The sequence below is a fragment of the Paenibacillus sp. YIM B09110 genome, assembly GCF_037167145.1.
GTDB lineage: Bacteria > Bacillota > Bacilli > Paenibacillales > Paenibacillaceae > Pristimantibacillus.
In genome coordinates this window covers 446256-473117 of record NZ_JBANSP010000002.1, presented here as the reverse complement: position 1 = coordinate 473117, position 26862 = coordinate 446256, and the positions used below count along the sequence as shown (strand labels likewise).

The following is a 26862-nucleotide window of genomic DNA, read 5'->3' as shown; positions in this document are numbered from 1 at the left end:
AATTTGCGAGTGTAAACCGATTTTCGCGAAATAACTGAAATTTCTCCAACTATTTCGAAGAGAAATGAGCAGGATGCTGATAGTAAACAATATTAACGGGAGTTTTCCCGTTAATGTTGGTTCAATCGACAATGGAGAGACTTTAACAGGAGAAACTCCAGTTAATTTCGCTCCATCTTCAGCTCATAATTTTTCCTGCATCTTCACGCTGACCGTCCATGGACGGTCAAACCCTCCCCTTTGCAGGGAGGGCTTGATACGTTTGAGCATCGGGTGTTAAAAAATGGAATGAATAGCCCTTATAACGACGGTGTCCTCCCTAGTAAGGGAGGACGGTGTGCCACTCGCAATGGCTGTTTGTTCATTTCATTAACAAGCTAGCTTTAATCCACTATTTCCTCGTTATCCTCTTCATCCGGCACTTCTTCCGAATAGTCGCAGGTCGGACAATTCAGCTTAACTCCGCTCCGGTTGCGCTTCTCGACCAACATGCTTTCGCAATTCGGACAAGGTTTCGTAGTCGGCTTATCCCATGACACATAATCGCAGCCTGGGTATTGATCGCATCCATAGAAGATACGGCCTTTCTTGCTGCGCCGCTCGATAATCTTTCCGTCGCCGCATTTCGGACAAGGTACGCCAATATCCTTGACGATCGGCTTCGTGTTGCGGCAATCAGGAAATCCCGAGCATGCTAGGAACTTGCCGAAGCGGCCCATTTTGTATACCAAATGCCTGCCGCACTTCTCGCACAGCTCGTCGGAAACCTCATCCTGAATTTCGATTTCCTTCATTTCGTCCTCTGCAACCTCGAGACGTTTCTCGAAAGATTCGTAGAACTTTGCGAGCACCTTCACCCAATCTTCTGTGCCTTCCTCCACATGGTCAAGGTTTCCTTCCATGTTGGCGGTAAACTCAGCGTCAAGAATTTCGGGGAAGAACTCCTCCATCAGTTGGATAACGAGATCGCCTAGCTCTGTCGGCATGAACTTCTTCTCTTCCATCGCCACATAACCGCGCTTCTGAATCGTCTCCAATGTCGGCGCGTACGTACTTGGGCGCCCTATGCCGAGCTCCTCAAGCGTTCGAACGAGCCGCGCCTCCGAATATCGCGGCGGGGGCTGGGTGAAATGCTGTTTCGGGTCAATCGTCTCGGCTGCAATCACGTCACCCGTTACAATCGGAGGCAGAAACTTATGCTCTTCGACGGTGCCGTCATCGTTGCCTTCGACATACACCTTCATGAAACCCGCGAACTTCACTTTCGAACCGACCGCACGGAAGACGGTGCTGCCAGCTTGCATATCAACGGTCATCGTATCAAGGATAGCAGAAGACATTTGACTGGATACGAAACGCTCCCATACGAGCTTATACAGACGGAACTGATCGCGGCTCGTGAATGACTTAACCGATTCCGGGTCACGGAGCACGGATGTCGGACGAATCGCTTCATGCGCATCCTGTGCGTTGCTGTTCTTCTTCGTATAGACGCGAGGCTGTTCTGGAGCAAACGCCGGACCGTACTTCGTCGTAATGTACTCCTTCGCTTCCTCTTGTGCAACCGGTGAGATACGAGTCGAGTCCGTTCTCATATAAGTGATTAAACCGACTGTACCTTCCTTGCCAAGCTCTACACCTTCATAAAGCTGTTGAGCAACCGACATCGTCTTGGAAGCGCGGAAACCAAGCTTTCTGGCCGCCTCCTGCTGCAAGGAGCTCGTAATGAACGGCGGAGCCGGATTACGGAGTCGTTCCTTCTCTCTGACATCGGAGACGCTGAACTTCTCGCCTTTCATAGCGCTCAGCACTTCTTGCACATCGGCTTCCTTGCCTAGTTCCTTCTTCTCCCCGTTCACCGAATAATATTTGGCGTCGAACGGGATACCGGAATGGGTCAACTTAGCGGTAATGGACCAATATTCCTCAGGCACGAAAGCGTCGATCTCATTGTCGCGATCGATAATAAGCTTAACCGCAACAGATTGTACGCGTCCGGCAGACAGACCCTTTTTTACTTTCTTCCATAGAAGCGGGCTAATCTTATAACCTACAAGCCGGTCTAGTATTCGTCTAGCTTGCTGCGCGTTAACCAAATCCATATTGATCTTCCGCGGCGTCTTAAACGCATCCTTCACGGCTTGCTTCGTTATTTCATTAAATACGACACGGCAAGTGTCTGTTTCGTCAAGCTCCAAGTAGTGTGCCAAATGCCACGCAATCGCCTCGCCTTCGCGATCCGGGTCAGCCGCCAGAAAAACTTGTTTTACTTTTTTACTGGCGTCCTTCAATTCCTTGAGCACGCTTCCCTTGCCGCGAATGGTTATGTATTTGGGATTAAAATCGTTCTCTACCTCTACGCCGATCTGACTTTTAGGCAAATCGCGAATGTGACCCATCGATGCTTTAACGATATATTTGCTGCCTAAATATTTGCCTATCGTTTTGGCTTTGGCCGGTGATTCGACGATAACTAATGAATCTGCCATGCGAGGTGCCTCCTCTCTCTACTGCTAGTTACAATGCGATATATATGGATCCGGGCTGAAGCTCGATTTTCCGTTTTATACATAAATTTATCAGAAGTGCGTTCAAATGTCCAAACGGAATGGCGGACAGCTCGTGTAATTCATTAATGGACAATGGCTGATCTTGCAAAAAACGGACGATTTGCCGTTCTTCTTCTGTAAGACTTAAGGCAGAATCTTCGCTTACATTATTCCCGGCAGCCGTCTTGCTTTTGAACCGCTTATCGATAGCGGCTGGCAGCCACCTCAGCTCTTCAATAATATCATTTGCGCAAGAGATGAGTTTAGCTGTGCCTTTCTTGATAAGTTCGTTAGGACCATCACTCTTTGGAGAAGAGATTTGTCCCGGGATGGCGAACAGTTCTCTCGACATGTCGAGCGCGTATTGCGCCGTTATGAGCGACCCGCTTCGTTTGGCTCCCTCCACAACAACCGTGCCGACCGATAATCCGGCAATGATCCGATTGCGCTGGGGAAATTGTCCCGGATGTAGCTTCGTGCCAATCGGCGTCTCGGATAAGAGTAAGCCTTTCTCAGCTATAGCACGAAATAATGAAGCATTTTCCGAAGGATAACATGTATCAATCGGCGTTGGCAACACCGCTATCGTTCCGCCAGTACCGTCTAGCGCCGCTTCATGCGCAACGCTATCGATTCCTTTGGCAAGTCCGCTAACAATGGTTAGACCGATATCGGAGAGCTCCTTCGACAGTTCTCTTGCACTATGTCTGCCATAGGCGGTTGGCACTCTCGTACCGACAATAGCAACGCTTGGCGCGTGCAGTAGTTCGATATTACCTTTCGCGTACAGCACCCAAGGGGGCTGATCGATCTGTCTTAAACGATATGGATATTCCTTATCGAACGGCGTTAACGTAACCGCCCCTGCTCTTTCGGCAGCTGGAGCCGACTTGTCAGCGAGATCCCATCTCCCCGCAGCGAACCGGTTCATAACCGATTGTGCCTGATCCTTCTTCAGACCAATGCCGGTCAACAGCTCAAATGTCCATATTGGCTTCAGCCATAATTGATGTTCAAGTGCCTTCATAATGGAATGCCAGCCAATGCCCGGTATTTCATAGAATGCGACAACCATGCTTCTTTTCAGTTCATTATTGCTGTTCATACGCCCATCCCTCTCATAGATCCGGACGGCATACATTCTTATCTATTGTGCGTTACATGGATAAAGAATGCAAGTCGACCGTTTAAATTTTGAAAATCCAAATGAAAATGAACAAAAAAAAGCAACCCTCCAACTCCCGTTAACGGGTCGTCGAAAGGTTGCTTACCTTCATATGTTGCGTATTAGATTTGTACTTGGTGAGTCGTGCATTTCTCAAGCAAGCCTTGCTCTTTCAGTACGCTTACGAGCGTGGAGCCCATGTCCGTAGGTGTCGGAGCAACTTTGATGCCGCATGCTTCAAGCGTAGCGATCTTCTCTGCTGCAGTACCTTTGCCGCCGGAAATGATAGCGCCTGCATGGCCCATACGTTTGCCCGGAGGCGCTGTTGCGCCGCCGATGAAGCCGACTACCGGTTTCTTCATGTTCGCTTTGATCCACTCAGCAGCTTCTTCCTCTGCTGTACCGCCGATCTCGCCGATCATGATAACCGCATAAGTGTCAGGGTCTTCATTGAAACGGTTAAGGATGTCGATGAACTCGGATCCTTTAACAGGGTCGCCGCCAATACCAACTGCGGACGATTGACCGATACCGCGAGTTGTAAGCTGGTGAACCGCTTCGTACGTCAGCGTACCCGAACGGGAAATGACGCCTACGTGGCCTTTTGTATGGATGTAACCTGGCATAATACCGATTTTGCATTCGCCTGGTGTAATAACGCCTGGGCAGTTCGGTCCGATAAGAACCGTTTTGCTGCCGTCCATATAACGTTTTACTTTAACCATATCAAGTACCGGAATGCCTTCTGTAATACAGATGACAAGGTCAAGCTCAGCGTCTACAGCTTCCATGATTGCATCAGCAGCGAATGCTGGCGGCACATAGATAACCGAAGCATTAGCGCCGGTAGCTTTGACAGCTTGAGCAACCGTGTTGAATACCGGAAGCGATACAACACTTCCGTTGTCAAGCGTGATGTCAACGTTCGTGCCGCCTTTGCCCGGAGTCACGCCGCCAACCATTTGCGTACCGTATTCTAAAGCGCCTTTTGCATGGAATAAGCCGGTTGCGCCTGTAATACCTTGAGTAATGACTTTTGTGTCTTTATTGACCAAAATGCTCACTCTTAACTCACATCCCCTGAATGAATTCGTATGCGGGCATGCCGCAAGTCAAGCTATTTATTTCACGAGAGCGACAATTTTTTGAGCGCCGTCAGACATGGAGTCAGCAGCGACAATGTTCAATCCCGATTGTTTCAAAATAGCTTTTCCGAGGTCTACGTTTGTACCTTCCAGACGAACGACGAGCGGTTTATCAAGACCAACTTGTTTAGCCGCTTCGACAACGCCGTTAGCAATAACGTCGCAACGCATAATGCCGCCGAAAATGTTAACGAAGATCCCTTTTACTTTTTCGTCGGACAAAATAATTTTGAAAGCTTCGGTAACTTTCTCCGCTGTCGCACCGCCCCCTACGTCGAGGAAGTTGGCCGGGTCGCCGCCGAAGTATTTGATAATATCCATCGTTGCCATTGCAAGGCCTGCGCCGTTAACCAAGCAGCCGATGTTGCCGTCTAGGGCGATGTAGCTCAGATCGTATTTGGATGCTTCGATTTCCTTCGCATCTTCTTCTTCGAGGTCGCGAAGCGCTACGATGTCTTTGTGGCGATACAGCGCGTTGGAATCGAAGTTAAGCTTCGCGTCAAGGGCGATAACTTGTCCGTCGCCAGTAACAACAAGAGGGTTGATCTCCGCGATGGAAGCGTCTTTCTCAACGAATGCTGTGTAAAGAGAGATCATGAACTTAACTGCTTTATTAACCAATTCGCCTGGAATATTGATTGCATATGCCAGCTTGCGCGCTTGGAATGCCTGTAGGCCAACAGCCGGATCGACAACCTCTTTGAAAATTTTCTCCGGAGAATGCTCGGCAACTTCTTCGATCTCCGTGCCGCCTTCTTCCGAAGCCATTATAACGACGCGGCCTGTACCACGGTCAAGAACGGCGCCGATATAATATTCTTTCTTAATGTCGCAGCCTTGCTCGATGAGCAGACGTTTGACTTCTTTCCCCTCAGGGCCAGTTTGATGCGTTACGAGCACTTTGCCAAGAATTTCGCTAGCGTATGCACGCACTTCATCCAAGTTTTTTGCTACTTTAACGCCGCCCGCTTTACCGCGTCCGCCAGCATGAATTTGTGCTTTCACGACAACTACGGAAGTTCCGAGCTCTTTGGCCGCTTCTACAGCTTCATCAACCGTGAAGGCAACTTTACCCTCAGGTACGACTACACCATACTGTTTAAGGACCGCTTTCCCTTGATACTCATGGATATTCATTGTTGAAATCCTCCATTTCACAGACTGAAATCAGTCATATGTACACAAACCTTTATTATTGTAGCACCTTTCCATGCTTGTTACCTTATTTTCACGCATAATTAATACGGCTTTTTTGATATGGGTTTAATCTCTTTTTGAGATTAAACCGCAGGAGCCAGGCAAACTACGCCAAATAGTATAACCTTAAACCTCATTTATTACGCGGCAAATGTTATAGGATTGACAGTAAGGAAAGGCATGAACTATGATAGTTCCATAATCTAAAAAATGGAAACGGAATGGTTAGGAAGCACCTTCATTCAATACTTGGAGGTGCTATTTTTTATGTTCAGTTTGGTACAAAGCGCAAGCGTTTACGGAGTTGACGGCAGAAGCATTTCGGTTGAAGTCGACATATCGAGCGGCTTGCCCCAGGTCAATGTAGTCGGACTGCCCGACCCCGCTGTTCGCGAATCAGTGGAACGTGTTCGGGCTGCGATTAAGAACAGCGGCTTCAGCTTTCCAATGGATCGCATAACGGTAAATTTAGCGCCAGCTGATCTTCGTAAGGAAGGCACCGCGTTCGATCTTGCGATCGCAGTGGGCATATTAACGGCCAGCGCGCAGATTGGCGCCCAACCGTTCGAGCGTACGCTTCTCATCGGCGAGCTATCACTTAATGGAGGCGTCAAGCCCGTATCAGGAGTGCTTGCAATGATCGAACAGGCAAAAAGCAGCGGCATTACACGAATAGTGCTTCCCTTAGCCAACGCTGCCGAAGCGGCATATATATCCGATATGGAACTGTTCGCCCTCACGCATCTCAAGCAATTGCTGGGTGAGAAGGCGAGCGGCGAACAGGATTGGAATCGTCTGCGGTTCGACCCATCGGCCAAGAATTCAGGCACTCGCGGCAAGGCAGGCCATGCAGCTGCTCTAACGGATGAAGATGATGCTTTCGACTTTAGTGACGTTATCGGTCAGCATCAAGCCAAGCGGGCTATGCTAATCGCAGCCGCCGGAAAACACAATATTTTGCTAAGCGGACCGCCGGGAACGGGCAAAACAATGATGATCCGTCGTTTGCCCGGCATATTGCCGCCGCTGAGCGAGCAAGAAGCGCTCGAGGTAACGAAGATATACAGCGTAGCCGGCAAGCTGTCCGAGGCACCTCAGGGCTTAATTACGCGTCCGCCATTCAGAGCTCCGCATCATACGATTTCTTCCGGCGGTCTAATTGGCGGCGGCTCCATTCCGAAGCCCGGGGAAATTACATTAGCCCATCGCGGTGTCTTATTCTTAGATGAATTGCCTGAATTTCCGCGGCAGGTGCTTGAGATGATGAGGCAGCCTCTAGAAGATCGGGTCGTCACGATCGCAAGATCGAAAGCCGTTTTCCAGTTTCCCGCCAATCTCATGCTAGCCGCCTCCTTCAACCCTTGCCCTTGCGGCTATTATGGTCATGAATATGGCGAGAAACGCTGCATATGCAATTCGACGGCGATTAGCCGCTACCGCTCCAAGTTATCCGGACCGCTCCTTGACCGTATCGATCTGCAGCTTGAAGTGCCTAGGCCTATCATTATGGAACAAGGAAAAGGAGCTGAGTTGGGCTTAACATCAGCCGATATGCGGCGAATCGTTCAGGAAGCCAGGGTGCGCCAACAACAACGCACACGCTCACTTGGGACCGTGTGGAACAGCGAGCTGACGAGCTCTGCGCTTCGCAAGCATGCCTTGCTTAAGCCAGCGGCATTAGCACTGCTCGACCACGCCTTCCAGCTGTTCGGTATCAGCATGAGGGCCTATGACCGGCTTCTTAAGCTGGCGCGTACAATCGCTGACGTGGAGGGCAGCGAGGAAGTCGAGGCGGAACATGTCGCCGAAGCCATTCAATATCGGAGATTGGATACGGTTTAGCAGCAGCAAGTAACTGCTTACACTTGACAAGATTTTGGTATCGACCGCATAAAGTCGCTATTTTGAATGGATTTTGTACAATCAAAAGGCTAAGAACGTGGCGTCAGTAGAGTTTGATTGGATTTTGTGCAGGCAAATGGACGGAGGAAGGCAGTTGAAGGCTAAAATGCCGGTTTTGACTGTATTTTTTCCACTCAAGCGTCGCTTAACAGGGGATTTAGCCCAATTAAACTGTATGAAATACAGGCAAAACGTTTGATCATACACATTATCCATGATGAAATGACCGATAAGAAAGAAAAGACTCGCAGCCTTATGGTTGCGAGTCTTTTCTTTCTGTTGAGATTCACCAAAGTGTGCGATTACTCCTTGGACAACCTTCTCCGACGCATTTATCAGAATGCACCTTCAATATGCTTGCGCTCTGCGATGCTGCCGTCGCTATTAACCGCTACGGCAATGACATCGAAGCGAACTGGACTGTCCAGCAAGCCTGCGCTCCGCATATAAATGAGAGCTGTCGATCTGACCTTCATTTGCTTGCGAATATCGACCGATTCTGCGGCCGTACCGAAGCGGCCAGCTCCCGACCTTCTCGTACGCACCTCTACGAACACCGTTCTGCCTTCATGGTCTGCAATCGTATCGATCTCGCCGATGCGGCAGCGCCAGTTGCGCTCGATAATTCGATAGCCTGCTGCTTCAAGCAGGCTGCAAGCAGCATCCTCGCCTAGCTTTCCAAGCTGCAGTCTACTTAGCGTCATTCCAATCCCTCGCTTTGCGATCCGAGCGATAAACAAAGCTTAATATTTCAGCGACGAGCGTGTACAGCTCGGCCGGTATTTCTTGATCGACATCCAACTTAGAGAGCACCTCTACCAGCGAAGCATCCTCTTGAATAGGGATACCGTTCTCCTTCGCCTTCTCCAATATCTGATCCGCAATATGCCCCTTGCCCTTGGCAATCATTACAGGAGCATTTCGTTCGCCTGGCTCATACTTTAGAGCTACCGCCTTGCGGGAGGGAACCGATGAACGGTTGCCTTGCTGATCTCCGGTCATATTTTGAAATCGACTCCTTTGTACCTCGCCTGCGAGAACTGCGACAGATCAGGCGGCGTCAGCGGCTTCTTCGCCTTCTCAGCGCCCTGTTCCTGCTTCTGTTCAGTCTCCGCTCCCGGCTTAGGCAACGGCGTTGTACGAAGCGACAGCAGTTGGTAGCCGGTCTCCTGCAGTCGTTCCGCCACTTCTATGCGCGAAGCTTCCGCAAGCGCTCCAATAGCAGGGTGATCGTTCCACAAATTCAGACTGACGATCTTGTCCACTACATTCACGTCAACCAAAGTATCGCCAAGATTGTTCATCGACAAATTGAATAATAACCGGCAATTGGCAGCATCGAGCTCGCCTTTGCGCCCGCGGCGGGTCTGAATATGAACTGAAGCGGTCTGATTGCCGTCTTGACCGTTCAGCGGAATAAACATCGTGACATGAGTAAGAATGGAGCTGTTGCGCTCCGGTGTCAGCAGCAGTTGCTGCCCTGTAATCTGGGACACAAGCTGCTGAGCCGTCTCTTTGATTGCTGGCGGCGTGTCACTATCTGAGATAAGAGAGAGCAGCGCGCTCTTTAGTGATTCATGCTGCGCGCTTTGAGTTTGCTGAGCCGGCTGCGCTTGTTGCGATTGAAGCTGAATATCCGGTTTCGAAGTATCCAGACCAAGAGCGTTTGCTTGCTGTAATGGACCAGCTGTACGTTCCATTCCTGCAGGCCGTGTTTCCGCGGCCGTCGGCTTCGCCTGCTGCTCTTCCGCAGCGCTTTGATTGACTCGAACCTGTCCACTGTTTTCTGGCTCATTCTCCGGCAACTGCAGTTTTACTAAGCCGCTGCTATTACCGCGCTCTGCTTCAATCCCTCTAGAACCCGTGGCCACAGGACGAGCAGTCGTTTCTGACTCGCCCTCGCCAGCACTCTCACTAACGCTTGCTCCAACCGCAGCTTGCGACTGCTCCTCGACTGGCTGAGATGTTGCAGCCGCACGAGCTGCGGCAGCATCAGGCGCAGTCGTAGCCTTGGCGAGCTGAAGCTCATGATCGACTCCAAGCCATTTCATCATTTGGCCGATCCAATTCTGCGAGCCTTTGCTACCAGCGGTAGCTGCTTGGCGACTTTCAGCCTGCCCGCTTCCAGCCTCGTCTGCTCCCTCGCCTTGAACAGCCGCCGCACCCGCCACGTTTCCCGTTTCAGATACCGTTCCCGCTGCCGTTGTTGCCGGTTGCGCAAGCCCATCTGGCTTGCCAGCTAAAGATAACGAAGACATAGCCGCCTTCGCTCCCGCAGCGCCAGCTTGAGGCTCGCTGTCGGCAGTCGCAGTGCCGTCAATCGCGCCCCGCAACAACTCCGCTCCTTCAGCCAACAGCGCAGCTACGCGCGCTGCTGCTGGCGGCAGCGTCTTCGCTTCAGCAGTTGCCTCTCCTTCCTGCCCTTGCAACGTTTGCGTCATCGTTGCAAGCTGCTTCTGGAGCGTATCCAGCAACTGATGCGCATCCTGCCCGAACATGACCTGCTGTAACGACGCTACAACGGCTCCCGTCATCGGCAGGCCGCGCTTATGCGCTCCGGCAGCTGCATTCATCCACTGCTCAATATCGCCGCCCTCCGGCATTGCTGCAGCAGCCTGCTGAAATGCTTGCGACACTTCTTTCGTCAGCACTAGACCTTCCCGGCGAAGATCCTTAATAAGCGCCAGCGCCCATTTCGTCTCCGGCAATCCCAAAGCCTTTGCCCATTCCTTGAAATTCTCATCCGGCATGCCAAGTGAGCTTGGCTCTACCTGCTTGAGCACAATAAGCGCGCCAGAGGATTGCGGCTGAACTTGCATCAATGCCGTCTGCCCCTGTTGCAGCGGAATTTCTAACTTAGCGCGTACTTGAACGCCGTTTATTTGTACAAGCGCTTCGTTATTCTCCATAACTTGCAATACGACGCCGCGAACCGTTTGGCCTGTCTTAAGCTCCAGCGCCCGCGTATCATTGCCGGCGGCTTCCCCCAGATAGTTTCTCATCATCTGGCCGATGTTCATCTGTGCATCCGCCTCCCCTGCATTCTCTTTACGACTTACGATCTTTTCGTTCGCAACACACATGTACCCTATATATCGGCTGGCAAGCTTCTTCCGTGTAGGTTTTACAAACAAAAACGCCTGCCGCTTGTAATGGCAGCATTAGCCAAGAACAAGAAGACAGGCGTTCGTATGTACAAGGGTCGCGTTATACAAGAAGTTGCTGCTGCTCTGCAAATAGCTTGCCGAGAAACGTTCGACGATGGAGCGGACTCGCGCCATACTCAAGCAGTCTCTCCCGGTGAAGCTTTGTTGCATAACCTTTGTGAATGGCAATTCCGTATTCCGGATAAGCTTCCTCCCACTCACTCTGGCAAAGTCTGTCACGCGTTACTTTTGCGACGATAGACGCTGCTGCAATGGACTGACTAGTCGCATCGCCTTTAATAATCGATTGCTGGGGAAGCGGCACGTCAACCTTCTCCGCATCGATTAGCAAATAATCAGCCGGCATTTCAAGCGATTCCACCGCCAGCTTCATGGCCAGCCTTGCCGCTTGCTTAATATTGATTCGATCGATCGTCTCCGCATCGACGCGTGCTACAGACCAAGCGACAGATTGCCGCAAAATAATGTCATACAGCATATCCCGCTTCTTCTCAGAAAGCTTCTTAGAATCGTCAACACCGTCAATGCATAGACCAGGAGGCAAAATAACTGCGCCTGCGACTACATCGCCGAACAAGCAGCCACGCCCCACCTCGTCAACACCTGCAATGGTCTTGTATCCGTCACTCCATAAAGCTCGTTCAAACTGCAGCATCATATTGTTTCCCCCTAGCCCCGGCTAGTCGTTTCTTCCAGGCATATCATCATACGGCGCTTCAAGCGTAATCCGGCCAAGCTTGCCAGCTCGCAGATCGCGCAAAATAATGCCCGACGTTTTCTCCAAGTCTACTCGCCCGCCGCCAATCAAGCAGCCTCTGCGACGTCCGATATCTTCCATGACTCGTACGATTTCATCCGAATCCTGAATATCCTTCGGCGGTGTATCCAGCCCGTAACGTTCGCTAATCGTCGGCCAATAACGGTCTGCCAGCTCCCGAACGGCAAAAAACGCAATATCATCAACGTTCAATATCTGCTCTTTAATTGCTCCTGTCATCGCAAGTCGATAACCAACGAGCTCATCCTCGAACTTCGGCCACAAAATGCCCGGCGTGTCGAGCAGCTCAATATCGCCGCCAACGCGAATCCATTGCTGCCCCTTCGTCACACCCGGACGATCGCCCGTTATCGCAATATTGCGGCCGGCGAGACGATTAATGAGTGTAGACTTGCCGACATTCGGAATGCCGACGATGAGCGCTCTAATCGCGCGCGGGTTCATGCCTTTCGCGATTTGGCGGGCAATCTTCTCATGAAGAATTTGCTTCGCCTTCACGGGAATGTCGCCAATTCTTGTGCCTGTCGACGAATCGACCGCTACGCATTCATGACCTTCATTGGCAAAATATTGCATCCAGCTTTCCGTTGCTTTCGGATCGGCAAGATCTGACTTGTTAAGCACGATAAGACGCGGCTTATTGTTCAGAATATCGTCGATCATCGGATTACGGCTGGAGATCGGCACACGCGCATCAAGAAGCTCGATCGCGATGTCGATTAATTTGAGCTTGTCCTGTATCTGTCTTTTGGCCCGTGTCATATGACCGGGAAACCATTGAATCGCCATTCCTTCACCTCAAACCTCAATCAAACTTCTGTTACTTCGTCCAATGCTTAATAAACTCCAGCTTGTTCAGCGGCCAGAAAATAATGTCCGCGCGGCCGACGATTTCTTCGTCCCTTACGAAACCGATAAACCGACTGTCCGTACTGTTGCTGCGATTGTCGCCAAGCGCGAAAATCGTATTCTCTGGTACCGTTGCCTCTGTAACTTGACTATTCGGAAAGTCGGTATTAATGCCTGGCTCATTGTAAAGACCGCCATTTGCATGAGCTTCTTCGATCGCTTCCTTAATATACGGCTCTTCGACTTTTTTATCATTAATATATAGATCGTCACCTTCAAGGCGAATCACATCGCCCGGGACGCCGATTACGCGCTTAATGAACTTGCGGTGCTGATCAGGCACGTCGAACACGACGACCTCGCCAAACTTAGGCTCACGAATCGAATACAATATTTTATTAACAATTAGCCGCTCGCCAGTCTCGAAGTTAGGCTCCATCGAGGGACCATCGACAATAAAAGGCGAGAACAAAAATTGCCGTATAATAAACACCAGCACTACCGCAATGACGAGCGCTTTAATCCATTCCACGATTTCCTTATAAGCGCCGCCCTTCTTAACCGATCCTGTTCCATATGTAACAGCACGCCCCGGGAGCGGGTTCTGCCCATCCTCACCAGCTGTATGCTTCATTTCATTGCTGTCATCATTCTCTGAAACACCATTGTTCTTCTGTAGGTCCATCTGTCCCGCCCTCTTTCCTTAAGCGTTGTTAAGTAAGTAAAGCTGCAAAAAAACGAAGAGGAGCTTGTTTGCGCAAGCCCCCCTTGTTTGTTCATCTTAACGAATCTCTTTAATTCTAGCAGCTTTACCGCGCAGACTGCGAAGGTAGTACAGTTTCGCACGACGTACTTTACCACGGCGAGCCACTTCGATTTTTTCGAGTTTTGGCGAGTGCAGCGGGAAAGTTCTTTCCACGCCTACACCGTAAGAAATTTTGCGCACTGTAAAAGTTTCGCTAATTCCGCCGCCGCGACGTTTGATAACAACGCCTTCGAACAACTGAATACGCTCACGAGTACCCTCGATAACTTTAACATGTACTTTCAAAGTGTCGCCTGGACGAAAGTTTGGAAGATCTTTGCGCAATTGCTCTTGTGTAATTGCTTGTACGATATTCATTTAAAATTTCACTCCTTCCACCATAGACGTTCATAGAAGCTCGCCGAATTCCATTGAATTGGTTCATCACTGCTAGCGGACCGCCCGATATACGAACAACATTAAAAATCTTACCACAACCACACTTACAATTCAACTTGTTTTTCCTACGGACTGAATCATGTATACTAATACGTATATATATAATGACAAACTACGACAGAATCGAGGTGCAAATTGCTTCATCATTCCCGAAAATCCAACCCAATGATGAAATTCGGTATCGCCATCATAATCATCTATGCCCTCTCAGCATTTTACTCAGTCAAGCCGCTCGCGGCAAGCTCCCCCGTACCGTTCGTCGATACGGATGGGCACTGGGCGCAGTCCTACATAAGCTGGGCAGTAGATGAACATCTGGCAGCAGGATACGAGGACGGATCCTTTCAACCGAACAGGCCGATTAGCGAACCTGAGTTTTTGGCAATGCTGCTCCGGGCTTATAGCCTCGTGCCGCAAGCCTCCGAGTCTGGCAGCTCATGGCATAAGCCTTATTACGAGTATGCAGAGGAGCATGGATGGCCCGTTACCTATGTGACATCAAGCCATGTTTTCCAGCGCGGACAAGCCGCTCAGCTTCTTGCCTCTGCCGCAGTAGGCAAAGCATTTACCGAGACCGAGGCCATCAAGTGGCTGCTTGACGAAGGGATATCGAACGGTCGAACATCGGCTACCGTAAGCGGATTCGATGCAAACAGCTTGCTTTCACGAGCAGAAGCGCTTACCTTCTTCTATAAGCTCAAGCTGCATAGTCCTTCACTCTCGAGCGTTAGGATTACTCCGGCGGGTTATACATTAGGCGGCATCTCGATTGGTGATTACGGTCAACGACTGGAACATCTGTTAGGCGTCCCTACAAGAATAGAAGCAAGCGGATACAACTTTGCCTGGCATATTTACAATACCGACAAAAGCTACAAACAATATCTCATGATCGGCATGCAGAGCAACCGCGTTGTAGCTCTATTCTCAGGTTCTAAGTCCGTATGGCAAGCCAAGACCGGCATAGTACCGGGTATAACGATCGCCGAAGCGAAGACGAGGACTGGGACTGTCGGGCAGGCAGCCGCACATGACGACTACTATGCATACATCTCAGAAGGCGTTCATACAACGCTTTTCATTGACCGCAAGGACGGAAATAAAATAAGCGGGATGCTGCTGGTTGACTCCGCAAGCATGAACGCCGATTATTCCAAACCTTCCGAGACGCTCCAAGCCGCGCTCGAGCAGCAAAGCTTTGACCTCACGAACGCCGAACGAGCGAAGCGCGGTATCTCCTTGTTGACATGGGACAAGCTGGCTGCTGCTTCAGCCCGCTCACACAGCGTCGATATGGGTAATAGAGATTTCTTTGCCCATACGAACCTTAACGGCAAATCGCCATTCGACCGTATGAAAGCGATGGGCGTCCGTTACATGCTGGCAGCGGAAAATATAGCTGCAGGTTATAACAACAGCATTTACGCTCACTACGGCTGGATGAATTCCGATTCCGGTCACCGAGAAACATTGCTGAACAGCAAGCTGGAGAAGCTTGGAACAGGTGTCGGCTTCGGTAACTCTAACAGTACCTATAGCATCTATTATACCCAAGATTTTTATACGCCATAATCAGATCACTGTCTAAAAAAACAACAAGCTGCTATCGGTTGCAATTTACCGAACGCAGCTTGTTGTTTTTCCGCCTCTTATGTTTTCCACTTGATTCCCTCTTGGGCGGCAGCCTCTTTAAGAAACTTGCGCTCCTTCTCCGATAAATCTGCGTGCTCCAGCAGATCAGGACGACGTCGCAACGTGCGCAGCAGCGATTGTTGACGTCTCCATACGACTATGTTGGCGTGATGCCCGGACAACAGGATATCGGGCACTCCCCAACCTCGGAACTCAGCTGGCCTCGTATAATGCGGATACTCTAATAAACCGGTGCTGTATGAATCCGTTACCGCAGACGTTTCATTGCCAAGCACCCCCGGAAGCAGCCGAACAACGCTGTCGATGACGGTCATCGCTGGGATCTCTCCGCCTGTTAGCACGTAATCGCCGATCGAGAGCTCGTCCGTGACCAGATATTCGCGTATACGCTCGTCATAGCCCTCGTAGTGGCCGCAGATAAGGACGATATGCTCTTCGCCCGCAAGCTCCTCGGCTTTTTTCTGCGTGAAGGTTTCTCCCTGCGGACACATCAAGATGACGCGAGGCTTCACATTAGGGGCAAGCTTCAGATCCTCTACTGCGGCAAAGACTGGTTCTGCCTTCAGCACCATACCGCCGCCTCCGCCATAAGGGTAGTCGTCGACGGTATTGTGTTTATTGTTCGAATAATCGCGGAAGTTGATCGCCTGCAGAGAGACAATGCCTTTATCCTTCGCTTTGCCCAATATGCTCGCACCGAACACGCCTTCGAACATTTCCGGGAACAACGTCAGCACATCAATCTTCATTCGTTAGATCAATCCTTCCATCAACTTAACCGTAACCATCTTCTCAGTGACGTCAACACGAAGCAGCACCTCATCAATAACCGGAATAAGAATCGGCTTGCCTGCTCCCTTAGGGCGTTCTACGACCCACACATCGTTTGCTCCAGGGCTAAGTATTTCAGTAATCGTGCCGAGCTCCTGACCTTCATCCGTCTTCACCTTGCAGCCGATAATTTCGTGGTAATAATATTCGCCTTCATCCAGCTTGCCTTGCTGGTCCTCCGATATTTTGAGCGCCCAGCCTTTGTATTTCTCCACAATGTTAATATCGTCGAAACCAGCCAGTTTTAAAATATATACGTTTTTGTGCGCTCTTGAGCTTATGATCTTCACTTCAAGGGAAGTGCCTTTTTCTTCATCTTGCAGCAGCAGCTTGCTGCCAGGAGCGAACCGCTCGTCTGCGAAGTCCGTCTGCGACAACACCTTGACCTCGCCTTTAATGCCATGCGTGTTAACAACTTTACCTACCGTTAAATATTTTCCGCTCATTGTGACCAGCCTTTCACCTATATGTATATATGTATTATACATGAAAAACAGCTTCGTTCCACGTCAAGCCCGCGGAAGGAAGCCGTCTAGAATGTCTCCCTAAAATGGAAAAGGGTTAGGACTGTTCATCCTAACCCTCGCATGCGTGTATTATGACATGATATCGACGACGACGCGCTTCTGCGATTTGACGGAAGCTGAAGTCACAACTGTACGCATCGCTTTCGCAATACGTCCTTGTTTACCGATAATTTTACCGATATCCTCAGGGTGAACCGAAAGCTCGTAAATCGTATTGCGGTCATCATCCTTCACGTTCACACGCACTTCCTCCGGATGATCCACCAAAGCCTTCGCTATGACAAGAATTAATTCTTTCATCTCAAAGCCCTCCGCTGTTCAACCGTTATTATTTTTGAAGTTTAAGCTCGTGGAACTTTTTCATGACACCAGCTTTGGAAAGCAGGTCGCGAACAGTGTCAGAAGCCTGAGCACCAGTTTGCAGCCATTTCAACGCTTTCTCTTCGTCGATCTTTACTTGAGCCGGTTGTGCAACCGGATTGTAAGTACCGATTTCTTCAATAAAACGTCCGTCACGCGGCGAACGGGAGTCCGATACAACAACGCGGTAGAAAGGTGCTTTGTGAGCGCCCATCCGTTTCAAACGAATACGTACTGCCATTAGAATTCACCTCCTTCGAAAAATAAACGTTTCGTATTTCTGCTATGCAACCCGCATTAGAACGGGAACTTCATATTTTTGCCGAGCATGCCTTTGAGCCCTTTCTTGCCGCCTTTAGGCCCTTTCGGTCCCATCATCGACGAGAACTGCTTCATCATTTTCTTCATATCGTCGAACTGCTTAATCAAGCGGTTAACCTCAACGATTGTTGTACCGCTGCCCGTTGCGACGCGCTTGCGACGGCTATGGTTGAGCAGCTCAGGCTTCTGCTTCTCTTCCTTCGTCATCGAGCGAACAATCGCTTCGACGCGGCCGATCTGCTTCTCGTCGATCTTCATATCCTTAACGCCCTTCATCTTGTTCATGCCGGGCAGCATATCCATAATTTGATCGAGCGGGCCAAGCTTGCGCACCTGAGCCATCTGTTCCAGGAAGTCGTCAAACGTGAATTCCGCCGTGCGCATCTTGCGTTCCATCTCTTTGGCTTGATCCGCGTCGATTCCGGCTTGCGCCTTCTCGATCAACGACAGCATGTCGCCCATGCCGAGTATACGCGATGCCATCCGCTCCGGATGGAACGGCTCAAGCGAATCAATCTTCTCGCCCATTGCGGCGAACTTGATCGGACAGCCTGTTACAGCCTTAACCGACAGCGCCGCGCCGCCGCGAGTATCGCCGTCAAGCTTCGTCAGTACAACACCTGTAAGCTCGAGCTGCTCGTGGAAGCTTTGGGCTACGTTTACGGCGTCTTGACCAGTCATTGCATCGACTACGAGCAGCACCTCATCAGGCTTAACGATCTGATGAATGTTCTTGAGCTCTTCCATCAGCGCTTCGTCAATATGTAGACGGCCCGCTGTATCGATAATGACGTAATCATTATTGTTTTCCTTCGCGAACTGCAAGCTCTGACGAGCAATCTCAACGGGCGATGTCTGATCGCCAAGCGCAAATACTGGCGCATTAATCTGTTCGCCGAGCACTTGAAGCTGTTTAATTGCCGCCGGGCGATAAATATCGCACGCAACAAGCAACGGCTTGTGATTGCCCTTCTGCAGCAGCTTCGCTAGCTTACCGGACGTCGTTGTTTTACCTGCGCCCTGCAAGCCGGCCATCATGATGACAGTCGGAGGCTTGTTCGCCTTAGCAAGCTTGCTTTGCGTACCGCCCATTAATTCCGTGAGCTCTTTATTTACGATATCGATGACGACCATGCCGGGCGTAAAGCTCTTGGATACGTCCAAGCCCAAAGCCTTTTCCTTCACCTTGGCGATAAAGTCCTTCACGACTTTGAAGTTAACGTCCGCTTCCAGAAGCGCCAGCCGCACTTCGCGCATCGCTTCGTTCAGATCGTCCTCGGTTACTTTTCCCTTACCCCTCAGCTTGCTGAATACATTCTGAAGCCTATTCGATAAGCTCTCAAATGCTGCCATGAACCGTCACCTCCTTCTCTAGTCGATTATCCGCCGCTCGGAATGCATCTATCACATTCACTAGCGCGGCTCTTGCTGTATCATCTATTACTAAGCTCATTACACTCTTCTCCAACTGTTCGGTTAGCTTTAGCAGCGTTTCATGCTTTGCAAGCAGGTTCAGCTTGCTTTCATAGCCTTCGAGCGCTTGCTCCGCTCGCTTCACGTTATCGTATACAGCCTGACGGCTAATGCCGAATTCCGCGGCGATCTCGCCGAGTGAGAAGTCGTCGTGAAAATAATATTTAAGAAACGTCTGCTGCTTCTCGGTTAGAAGCGGCTCATAAAAGTCGAATAGCAAATTAACTCTGGTAGTCTTCGATAAGGCGTCTGGTTCATTTGCTTTCATCCCCTTCGCCTCCCGATTCCCTAACTTCACTATTGAGCTAACAGCAAGCCGTCAAGGCATTCACCTTTACAGCATTGCAACGTCTCTTATCATACATGACGCAATGGGCGGCTGTCAAGCTTTTGTACTTGTCACCAAAATGAATTATTGACCAGCCTGCGCTTCCTCTTCTTCGCGCTGAATTAAGCCGGCGAACAGCGCATGCACGAACTGCTCGGAATCGAATTGCTGCAGGTCGCCCATCTTCTCGCCGAGACCAACAAGCTTCACCGGCAGATTAAGCTCGTTGCGGATTGCAATGACGATGCCGCCTTTGGCCGTACCGTCAAGCTTCGTCAGCACGAGGCCGGTTACGCCGCTTTTCTCGCCGAACAGCTTCGCTTGGCTAAGCGCGTTCTGTCCCGTTGTCGCGTCGAGAACGAGCAATACTTCATGAGGCGCATCAGGCAGCTCGCGCTGGATAACGCGGAATATTTTATTAAGCTCTTCCATCAGGTTCGTCTTGTTCTGAAGACGTCCGGCCGTATCGCACAGCAACACGTCAACGCCGCGCTGCTTAGCCGCTTGAACGGCATCGAACATGACGGCTGCAGGATCGGAGCCGGATTGCTGCTTAATGACGTCAACGCCTACGCGCTGTCCCCAAACTTCAAGCTGCTCGATCGCTCCGGCACGGAACGTATCGCCGGCAGCCATCAGAACGCTCTTGCCTTCGCTCTTGAACTTATGCGCAAGCTTGCCGATCGTCGTCGTCTTGCCGACGCCGTTAACGCCTACGAACAGAATAACGGTAATTCCGCTGGAAGCCATTCGCAGTGCCGATTGGTCGTCGCCCTTCATCAAGCCGATCAGCTTCTCAGAGAGGATCGGCTGCAGGTCGGCAGCATCCTCGATCTTGCGCTTCTTCACCTCTGCGCGCAGCTCGTCAATAAGCTGCATAACCGTATTAACGCCTACGTCAGCGCCGATCAGGATTTCTTCAAGCTCCTCGTAGAACTGCTCGTCGATTTTTTTGCGGCGAAGAATAAGCTCTTCAACCTTCTCGACGAAAGCGGTACGCGTCTTGGTGAGACCTTCCTTAAATATATTCGTAACCGCTTCTGTCTTTGTAGCGATACTTTCCTTCAGTTTCTTAAAAAAGCTCATTCTCTATTTCCTCCATCCTAAGCATAGGGGCCATTCTTTACCACATCAGAATATTTAAGTGCTTTACAGCGATAAAGCGTAACGGAGATCATTAAGATTGGCGATAAAAACTTCCGATTAAACGCGGTCGCTCATCCTCGAAGTACTCCGATAGGAGTTTTTCTCATTTCTACGTTTCTACGCCGAAACCGGTTCTTCTTCTTCCAAACGCACGGACACCAGCTTCGATACGCCGCCTTCTTCCATCGTTACCCCGTATAGCACGTCGGCTTCCTCCATTGTGCCTTTACGGTGCGTCACGACGATGAATTGCGTCAACCCGGAGAATTCGCGTAAATATTGGGCGAAACGCGCGACGTTCGCTTCGTCGAGCGCAGCTTCTACTTCGTCCAGTACGCAGAACGGCACCGGCTTCACTTGCAGGATCGCGAACAACAGCGCAATCGCTGTGAGCGCCCGCTCCCCGCCCGACAACAGCTGCAGGTTTTGCAGCTTCTTGCCCGGCGGCTGAGCCACAATGTCGATACCCGTATCGAGCACCTTATCCGGCTCGACCAGGACGAGATCGGCACGTCCGCCGCCGAACAGCTTCGCAAATACAACGACGAAGTGGCCGCGAATCGCTTCGAATGTCGTCTTGAATCGCTTCGACATCTCATCGTCCATCTCGCGAATAACTTGATACAGCGTCGTCTTCGCTTCAATAAGATCGTCCTTCTGCTCCGACAGGAAGTCGAAACGCTCCTTCACGCGCTCATATTCATCGATCGCGCCAAGGTTCACTTCACCGAGTGCCGTAATCTGACGCTTCAGATCGCGTACTGCCGTCTGCGTGCCAAGCACATCCTCCGGCACCGGATACTGCTCCTTCGCCAATTCGAAGCTAAGCTCGTATTCTTCGCTTAGCTTGCGAAGCAGGTTATCAAGCTCTACGTCGAGTCTATTAGCGGCGATTTCGGTCTGCCGCATTTGCTCTTCGACTGTTCTAAGCTGAGCGCGCTGCTCCTTCGTCTCGCTCTCGCCTTCCTCGATTTCCTGGAAGCGCTGCGAGCGTTCGGCACGCTTCAGATCCGTCTGCTCCGCGCATTGCTGCTTCTTAATGCGCAGCGCATTAAGCTGTTCGATCTGGCGAACCGACTCCTCGCCATGACGAGCGAGCTCCTCATCCTGCTGCTCGGACAACGAGCGCAGGCTTGCAAGCTCTTGCTTCGCCCGCTGAATGTCCGAGCGCACCCGCGTCGCTTGATCATCGAATGACTGCTTCTCTTGATCAGTCTTCGCTGCGGCGATCTTAATATCGGTTAGCTGACCTTGCAGCTCCTCCTTCGCGAACTCGCTCGCTTTGCGCCGCTCCTCTGCCAGACGAATCGCTTCCTGCAGCCTCGCTTCATCTATTACGAGCTGCTCTAACCGCTTCTCGGCAGCTGCCGCAGCCTCTAGCAGCGTCTCCAGCTCATTCTTGTTCGTGCTGCGGTCAGCCGTATGCAGCTGCTGCTGCTCGTCCAAGTTCTTCGCTTCATTATTTAATTGCTGGAGCTCGGCGCGGATTTGCTGCTCTTCGATCCGGCACTGTTCTGCCTTTGCACGCAGCTCTTCCATGTTATGCGAACGAATGGACTGCTCCTTGCGCAGGTCGCTTAGCTTGTCCCGCAATTGTTCAACTGTAACTCTTGCATCAGCTATCTCTTGGTCGAGCGCTTCGATCTGACGCTGTCTGCCAAGCAAGCTCGCGCCTTTCTTCTGCAAGCTGCCGCCTGTCATCGATCCGCCTGCGTTCACAATATCACCGTCCAGCGTAACGACACGGTAGCGGTATTGGCACTTGGACGCGATACGATTCGCTTGCTCCAACGTCTCGGCGAGCAATACGTTGCCGAGCAAGTTGTTCACGATCGCTTCGTACTTCTTGTCGCTTCCTACGAGGTCGGCTGCGACGCCAATGAAACCTTCGACTTCGGATGCGATCCGCTTATCATGTTCAGGCACTTGCCGCCCGCGAATGACATCGAGAGGCAGGAATGTCGCTCTGCCCAGCTGTCTTTGCTTCAAGAAGCTGATTGCCGCGCGAGCCGACTTCTCATCTTCCATTACGACATGCTGGAGCGCTCCTCCGAGCGCCGTCTCGACAGCTGTCTCGATCCGCTCCGGTACGCGCACGAGCTCAGCGACCGCTCCATGAACGCCGGATATGCCGCCTGAACTGCGGCGTGCAGCCTTCAGCACTTCCTTAACGCCGTGCATGAACCCATCAAGCGCATCCTGCATTTCTTTCATCGTGTCGCGGCGCGATATATGACTGTCCAGCTTCTGATCCCACTTGCGAATAGCTATCGTCACTTCATCGATTGTCTGCGTATTCGACTTCGACTGCTCCGACTCCGCTATCGATTTACTACGCGCTTGCTCCAACTGCTCCAGCGTCGTTTGCAACGCTTGCTGCAATTGTTCTCTTCGCTCGCTTACACGGGTCTGCTGCTCGGACCATTTGGACTCGTCCTCGCTCATCCGCTCCATTCGGCGCTGCAATGCCTCTTGCTGCTGCGCAGCATAACGAATTTCGTTGCGGCTTTGCGCCATCGAACTGAGCACCTCAAGCAGCTCGCTCTTGAGCGTCTCCTCTGCATCGGGAGCCGTTCCGCCGGCAACGCCGAGCAACCGGAATTCTTCTTCCTTCATCTTGGCGCGCAGATCGGCAAGCTCCAGCTCCAATGCCGCAGCTTTGCTTCGGAATTCAGCTTCTTCCTTCGTCAAAGCGCCAATACGCGCATCTTGCGAAGCAACCGATTCCTCCAACTGCCGCTTATTCTGCTCCAAGTTACGAAGACGTTCCTTAAGCACCTCTCCGTAGCCTTCACACTTCTCGAAATCTTCGCTGATTTGCAGCATTAATTCATGCAGCTGATCCAGCGTCGTCTCCAGTTCGCGAAGCATATGGCGATCCTTCTCCAGGTGAGCGTCATGTGAGCTTACGATCGTCGACAACTGCATCTGCTCATTCGTCAGCTTCTCAAGCTTGCCGCTCGCTTCCGTCCACGAACCGTGGATCTGCTCGATATTATGTACGTACATGGAGATTTCTTTGTTTTTCAACTGTTCCTTAAGCGCCTTGAAGTGGATCGCCTTCTCCGACTGCTTACGCAGAGGTTCAACCTGATCCTCAAGCTCGGTGACCAGATCGTGAATCCGAAGCAGGTTCTGCTCCGTTTCATCCAGCTTCTTCTGTGCTTCGCGCTTACGGGATTTATATTTGACGATACCCGAAGCCTCTTCGAAAATACCGCGGCGATCCTCGGAGCGCGTACTCAATATCTCCTCGATTCGGCCTTGTCCGATAATCGAATACGCTTCCTTCCCGATGCCCGTATCCATGAACAGCTCGGTAATATCCTTCAGCCTGCATGGCTGTTTATTAATTAAGTACTCACTGTCGCCGCTTCGATGAACCCGGCGGGTGACCGTTACTTCATTATATTCGAGCGGCAGCGCGCCATCCGCGTTATCCAGCGTCAGCGATACCTCACCGTAGTTAACCGCTTTGCGGGCGTCGCTTCCGGCGAATATAATGTCTTCCATCTTGCCGCCGCGCAAGCTCTTCGCGCTCTGCTCGCCCAGCACCCATCTGATACCGTCGGAAATATTACTCTTGCCCGAGCCGTTCGGCCCGACAACAGCCGTAATGCCGGTTACAAATTCCATTTCCGTGCGGTCGGCAAATGATTTAAAACCTGATAATTCAATCCTCTTCAGAAACATGGTTTGGCTTTCACCTCACCCTACATTGTACCACAACCGAGCGGCATTCGTTAACCATAATAGTAGACAAAACGACAGTTGCAGCTAAGTCTTTTAGCAGAAAGCAGAGTGTGTCGATTCATTCGGCCCGCTTAGAAGCACACTAACTTTTGGGATGGATTTGATTCAATCAAATGATTAGGAATGAAAAAATTGCAGGGTTTGAGTGAATTTTGTACAGCCAAAAGGACGGTAAAAGGTTGCTGAAGGCTGAAATGCCGGTTTTGGCTGTGTAAAATCCGCTCATACGTCACTAAACAGGCGAATGCTGTTCTGAGAGTATAAAGTCGTAGACTTGAACTGAATCCAATAAATAGAGCAGCGACAGAACAAGACTTGATAAATAAAGTCTTAGACTGCCGCTGTTGTTGTTCAGGGCCCTCCCTTTCCCGAACCAATGTATCCCGTCCCGCCAGAAGGATGACCCTGCCCTTATTAGACCATATTATAATAGCTCATCTGCTATCATTTTTGCTTGTTCTGCAAGCTTCCTCATATCATCGGCCGGAACAAGCTTGGCTAAATCGTAGGATAGTGGATGACGAGAAAACTTGTTCAATTCATCCCTAAGCTGGTTTCTTGTTTCATCGGAGGCATCAATATAAAGTTTGCGCGACTGCCTAGCCTCATCCAAATCATGCAAATCGACATAGCCTGATTTAAGACTCTCCAATACAATGGCTGAAAGATCGATTAGAGCACTGCAGGCAATATCAATTTCTACTCGAAACATGCCGTTAGCACTTCTCCTATCAAAACCAATATTTCCGCCTTTTTTCAAATCTCCCTCGGAAAGCAGAATATCGAAACCAAAGTCCTTTAAAATATGATTGAGCGTCACATCCGTTAAGTCCGATTGTTCCAAATAGTCTATTAATATAAGCGAGTCATCGGAACCGCCTATCAAATCCCCCCACCATTTGCTTATGTACATGTTCATCTCCACTTTCTTTTGAGTAACTTTTTCACTGTATAGGTCTTCATTTTGCTTTCACTACACTAATGTCTTTTTCATAGTGTTGGAAAACTCTCGGTAAGCATGTCGGGTAATATCATTTCGATGCAACAGACGACTATTGTACTTAGATAATTCCAATCAATCTAATACAGCTCGTGAAAAAAGGTCTTTCATTAATGCGTCATCTTCACATGCTTCCTTAAAGGCGATTGCAAAACCAAGTATGGCTTCTATATTGTCTGAATAAACGCAGAACGTATCGGCTTCCGGGTCAAATCGTATGACATCAACGAAGTGAGGCATTTTTTCTTCAAGAAACACGGCTGCTAATGAACCCCAATCATAGCCATTGCCTTCAAAACCTTCTTCGGCTCTTGTTTGAAAAATTTCATGCTTATATTTGCCAACACCTAAAATCATCGATACGCTTCCATTATGATGAGCAACTAGTCCAAATGGGTTTATTTTTTCTTCAACTTCTAACAACCGGGGGTCATCCCCCATCCGCAGCTCTTTTTCGACGTTCACTATATGGATGGTTTCATCTCCAGCTCTAGCAGCGGCGTTGATACTCATATTTAAAAACATGCTGGCTTGTGAATCTTCAGGGTCTAGCGCTGCAGATTGTTCAAAAGCAACGATCGCTTCCTTATACTGTTTAAGGTGATAATAAGCATATCCTATTCGAAAATGCCAAAGAGAGTCGTGCTCGCCTTGCTCTTGAACAGATAAAAAACATTTGATAGCTTCATTATAATTATCTTGATTATTCAATGCTCTTCCCAAATGGCAGATCAAGTCATAGTCTCTGTCTGCTTCGGGTATTTCAATAATTTTGTTAATGATTTTCTTATACTGGTTCTTGTTATGCCAAAGAGTGAGTTGTTCCAATAGAGCGTTATCCATATTTATATTCTCTCCTCTAACTTTAATCCATATTTCAATAGTATTATATTTCCACAACAAATTACCAATCTCGATCACGAATAGCTGCTTCTGGAAGAATCACTTTTACTTTCGTTTAACCCAGTATTTAGCCAGGATGTATGCAATGCTTCACTAAGGGCATTGACGAGAAATTGCAATTCACTTTCGTTATATCGTTTCAAGTAGCGGTTTACACCGATATCTATCTGGCGATGCATGTCAAAATGCAACTGATAGATTTCTTTACCCAATGGTGTGGTACGGAACAGGATTTCTTTTTTGTTATCAGGAAGATACTCAAATTGAATGATTTGTTTATCCGCCATTTTTCTCGTGATTTTAGATATGCTGCCTTTAGAAAAACCAAATTGTTTAGAAATCGTGATGCCATTTACAGGCTCAAGCTTTCCAATCGCATCCAGTACATGGAGCATCATGACAGTCATTTCTTTGACAAGCTCTGCAATTACAGGATTAGGACTGTTCTCGATCAGCCATTGTCTCTCTTCATCCTCTTCCGATAAAAATTTTGTTTGTATGTTTTGAACAACTTCCAATAATGCCTTAATCAAGGCATCTTTATTTTGTTCTTCTGAATGTTCTGAATGATTGACCATTAACTTTCCCTCCAGAAATTAACCTGCATCCAG

Annotated in this window: 24 protein-coding genes; 2 read left to right on the top strand and 22 right to left on the bottom strand. The window is 49.9% G+C overall.

All coding sequences use genetic code 11. The features are described from left to right. Positions 1–383: 383 nt before the first annotated feature. From topA to sucC, 4 genes are all read right to left on the bottom strand, one after another. Complete coding sequence (topA, locus tag V8F51_RS04470; RefSeq protein WP_337098835.1) at positions 384–2489, bottom strand: type I DNA topoisomerase; 2106 nt, start codon at positions 2487–2489, stop codon at positions 384–386. Positions 2490–2517: 28 nt separating this feature from the next. After that, a complete protein-coding gene (dprA, locus tag V8F51_RS04465) occupies positions 2518–3654 on the bottom strand; it encodes a DNA-processing protein DprA (RefSeq protein ID WP_337098834.1) in 1137 nt (378 codons plus the stop codon). A gap of 182 nt (positions 3655–3836) precedes the next feature. Then, positions 3837–4778 carry a succinate--CoA ligase subunit alpha gene (gene sucD, locus V8F51_RS04460; RefSeq protein WP_337098833.1) on the bottom strand — a complete coding sequence of 314 codons (942 nt, stop codon included), beginning with the start codon at positions 4776–4778 and terminating at the stop codon, positions 3837–3839. Positions 4779–4835: 57 nt separating this feature from the next. Then, the gene (gene sucC, locus V8F51_RS04455) at positions 4836–5996 is read right to left on the bottom strand and encodes an ADP-forming succinate--CoA ligase subunit beta (RefSeq protein WP_337098832.1); all 1161 of its coding nucleotides are present in this window, start codon (positions 5994–5996) and stop codon (positions 4836–4838) included. Between the two features lie 327 nt (positions 5997–6323). Between sucC and V8F51_RS04450 the strand changes: the two genes are divergently transcribed. Beyond that, complete coding sequence (locus tag V8F51_RS04450) at positions 6324–7898, top strand: YifB family Mg chelatase-like AAA ATPase (protein WP_337098908.1); 1575 nt, start codon at positions 6324–6326, stop codon at positions 7896–7898. 395 nt (positions 7899–8293) lie between these two features. Here the strand turns inward: V8F51_RS04450 and V8F51_RS04445 are convergent, their stop codons facing one another. The 7 genes from V8F51_RS04445 to rplS form a co-directional block, all read right to left on the bottom strand. Next, a complete protein-coding gene (locus V8F51_RS04445) occupies positions 8294–8662 on the bottom strand; it encodes a YraN family protein (protein ID WP_337098831.1) in 369 nt (122 codons plus the stop codon). Then, positions 8649–8960 carry an EscU/YscU/HrcU family type III secretion system export apparatus switch protein gene (locus V8F51_RS04440; RefSeq protein WP_337098830.1) on the bottom strand — a complete coding sequence of 104 codons (312 nt, stop codon included), beginning with the start codon at positions 8958–8960 and terminating at the stop codon, positions 8649–8651. Before V8F51_RS04440 ends, V8F51_RS04445 begins: the two co-directional genes overlap by 14 nt. Next, complete coding sequence (locus V8F51_RS04435; RefSeq protein ID WP_337098829.1) at positions 8957–10978, bottom strand: hypothetical protein; 2022 nt, start codon at positions 10976–10978, stop codon at positions 8957–8959. The genes V8F51_RS04440 and V8F51_RS04435 overlap by 4 nt, the downstream gene beginning before the upstream one ends. Before the next feature lie 187 nt (positions 10979–11165). Further along, positions 11166–11780 carry a ribonuclease HII gene (locus V8F51_RS04430; protein WP_337098907.1) on the bottom strand — a complete coding sequence of 205 codons (615 nt, stop codon included), beginning with the start codon at positions 11778–11780 and terminating at the stop codon, positions 11166–11168. A 24-nt stretch (positions 11781–11804) separates the two neighbouring features. Further along, positions 11805–12692, bottom strand: coding sequence for a ribosome biogenesis GTPase YlqF (gene ylqF, locus V8F51_RS04425; protein WP_337098828.1), 888 nt, complete (start codon positions 12690–12692; stop codon positions 11805–11807). Positions 12693–12723: 31 nt separating this feature from the next. Then, positions 12724–13437, bottom strand: a complete 714-nt coding sequence (gene lepB / locus V8F51_RS04420; RefSeq protein WP_337098827.1) for a signal peptidase I — start codon at positions 13435–13437, stop codon at positions 12724–12726. A 96-nt stretch (positions 13438–13533) separates the two neighbouring features. Then, positions 13534–13875: a 50S ribosomal protein L19 gene (rplS, locus tag V8F51_RS04415; protein WP_307204005.1), complete on the bottom strand. Its 342-nt coding sequence runs from the start codon at positions 13873–13875 to the stop codon at positions 13534–13536. Between the two features lie 246 nt (positions 13876–14121). Between rplS and V8F51_RS04410 the strand changes: the two genes are divergently transcribed. After that, a complete protein-coding gene (locus V8F51_RS04410; protein WP_337098826.1) occupies positions 14122–15528 on the top strand; it encodes a CAP domain-containing protein in 1407 nt (468 codons plus the stop codon). A gap of 77 nt (positions 15529–15605) precedes the next feature. Here V8F51_RS04410 and trmD read toward each other — a convergent pair whose 3' ends face one another. From trmD to V8F51_RS04355, 11 genes are all read right to left on the bottom strand, one after another. Continuing rightward, a complete protein-coding gene (trmD, locus tag V8F51_RS04405; protein ID WP_337098825.1) occupies positions 15606–16358 on the bottom strand; it encodes a tRNA (guanosine(37)-N1)-methyltransferase TrmD in 753 nt (250 codons plus the stop codon). 3 nt (positions 16359–16361) lie between these two features. Continuing rightward, positions 16362–16886: a ribosome maturation factor RimM gene (gene rimM, locus V8F51_RS04400; protein ID WP_337098824.1), complete on the bottom strand. Its 525-nt coding sequence runs from the start codon at positions 16884–16886 to the stop codon at positions 16362–16364. A gap of 150 nt (positions 16887–17036) precedes the next feature. After that, complete coding sequence (locus V8F51_RS04395) at positions 17037–17267, bottom strand: KH domain-containing protein (protein WP_307204001.1); 231 nt, start codon at positions 17265–17267, stop codon at positions 17037–17039. Positions 17268–17295: 28 nt separating this feature from the next. Beyond that, on the bottom strand, positions 17296–17568 hold the full coding sequence (gene rpsP, locus V8F51_RS04390) for a 30S ribosomal protein S16 (protein WP_337098823.1): 273 nt from the start codon (positions 17566–17568) through the stop codon (positions 17296–17298). Positions 17569–17624: 56 nt separating this feature from the next. After that, positions 17625–19001, bottom strand: coding sequence for a signal recognition particle protein (gene ffh, locus V8F51_RS04385; protein ID WP_337098822.1), 1377 nt, complete (start codon positions 18999–19001; stop codon positions 17625–17627). Then, the gene (locus V8F51_RS04380) at positions 18988–19389 is read right to left on the bottom strand and encodes a putative DNA-binding protein (protein WP_337098821.1); all 402 of its coding nucleotides are present in this window, start codon (positions 19387–19389) and stop codon (positions 18988–18990) included. Before V8F51_RS04380 ends, ffh begins: the two co-directional genes overlap by 14 nt. 144 nt (positions 19390–19533) lie before the next feature. Further along, on the bottom strand, positions 19534–20535 hold the full coding sequence (gene ftsY, locus V8F51_RS04375) for a signal recognition particle-docking protein FtsY (protein ID WP_337098820.1): 1002 nt from the start codon (positions 20533–20535) through the stop codon (positions 19534–19536). Between the two features lie 177 nt (positions 20536–20712). Beyond that, positions 20713–24288, bottom strand: a complete 3576-nt coding sequence (gene smc / locus V8F51_RS04370) for a chromosome segregation protein SMC (protein WP_337098819.1) — start codon at positions 24286–24288, stop codon at positions 20713–20715. A 484-nt stretch (positions 24289–24772) separates the two neighbouring features. Then, the gene (locus V8F51_RS04365) at positions 24773–25261 is read right to left on the bottom strand and encodes an imm68 putative immunity domain-containing protein (RefSeq protein ID WP_337098818.1); all 489 of its coding nucleotides are present in this window, start codon (positions 25259–25261) and stop codon (positions 24773–24775) included. 162 nt (positions 25262–25423) lie between these two features. After that, complete coding sequence (locus tag V8F51_RS04360; protein WP_337098817.1) at positions 25424–26191, bottom strand: Imm51 family immunity protein; 768 nt, start codon at positions 26189–26191, stop codon at positions 25424–25426. A 74-nt stretch (positions 26192–26265) separates the two neighbouring features. Continuing rightward, the gene (locus V8F51_RS04355) at positions 26266–26829 is read right to left on the bottom strand and encodes a MarR family transcriptional regulator (protein WP_337098816.1); all 564 of its coding nucleotides are present in this window, start codon (positions 26827–26829) and stop codon (positions 26266–26268) included. Between the last annotated feature and the right edge of the window lie 33 nt (positions 26830–26862).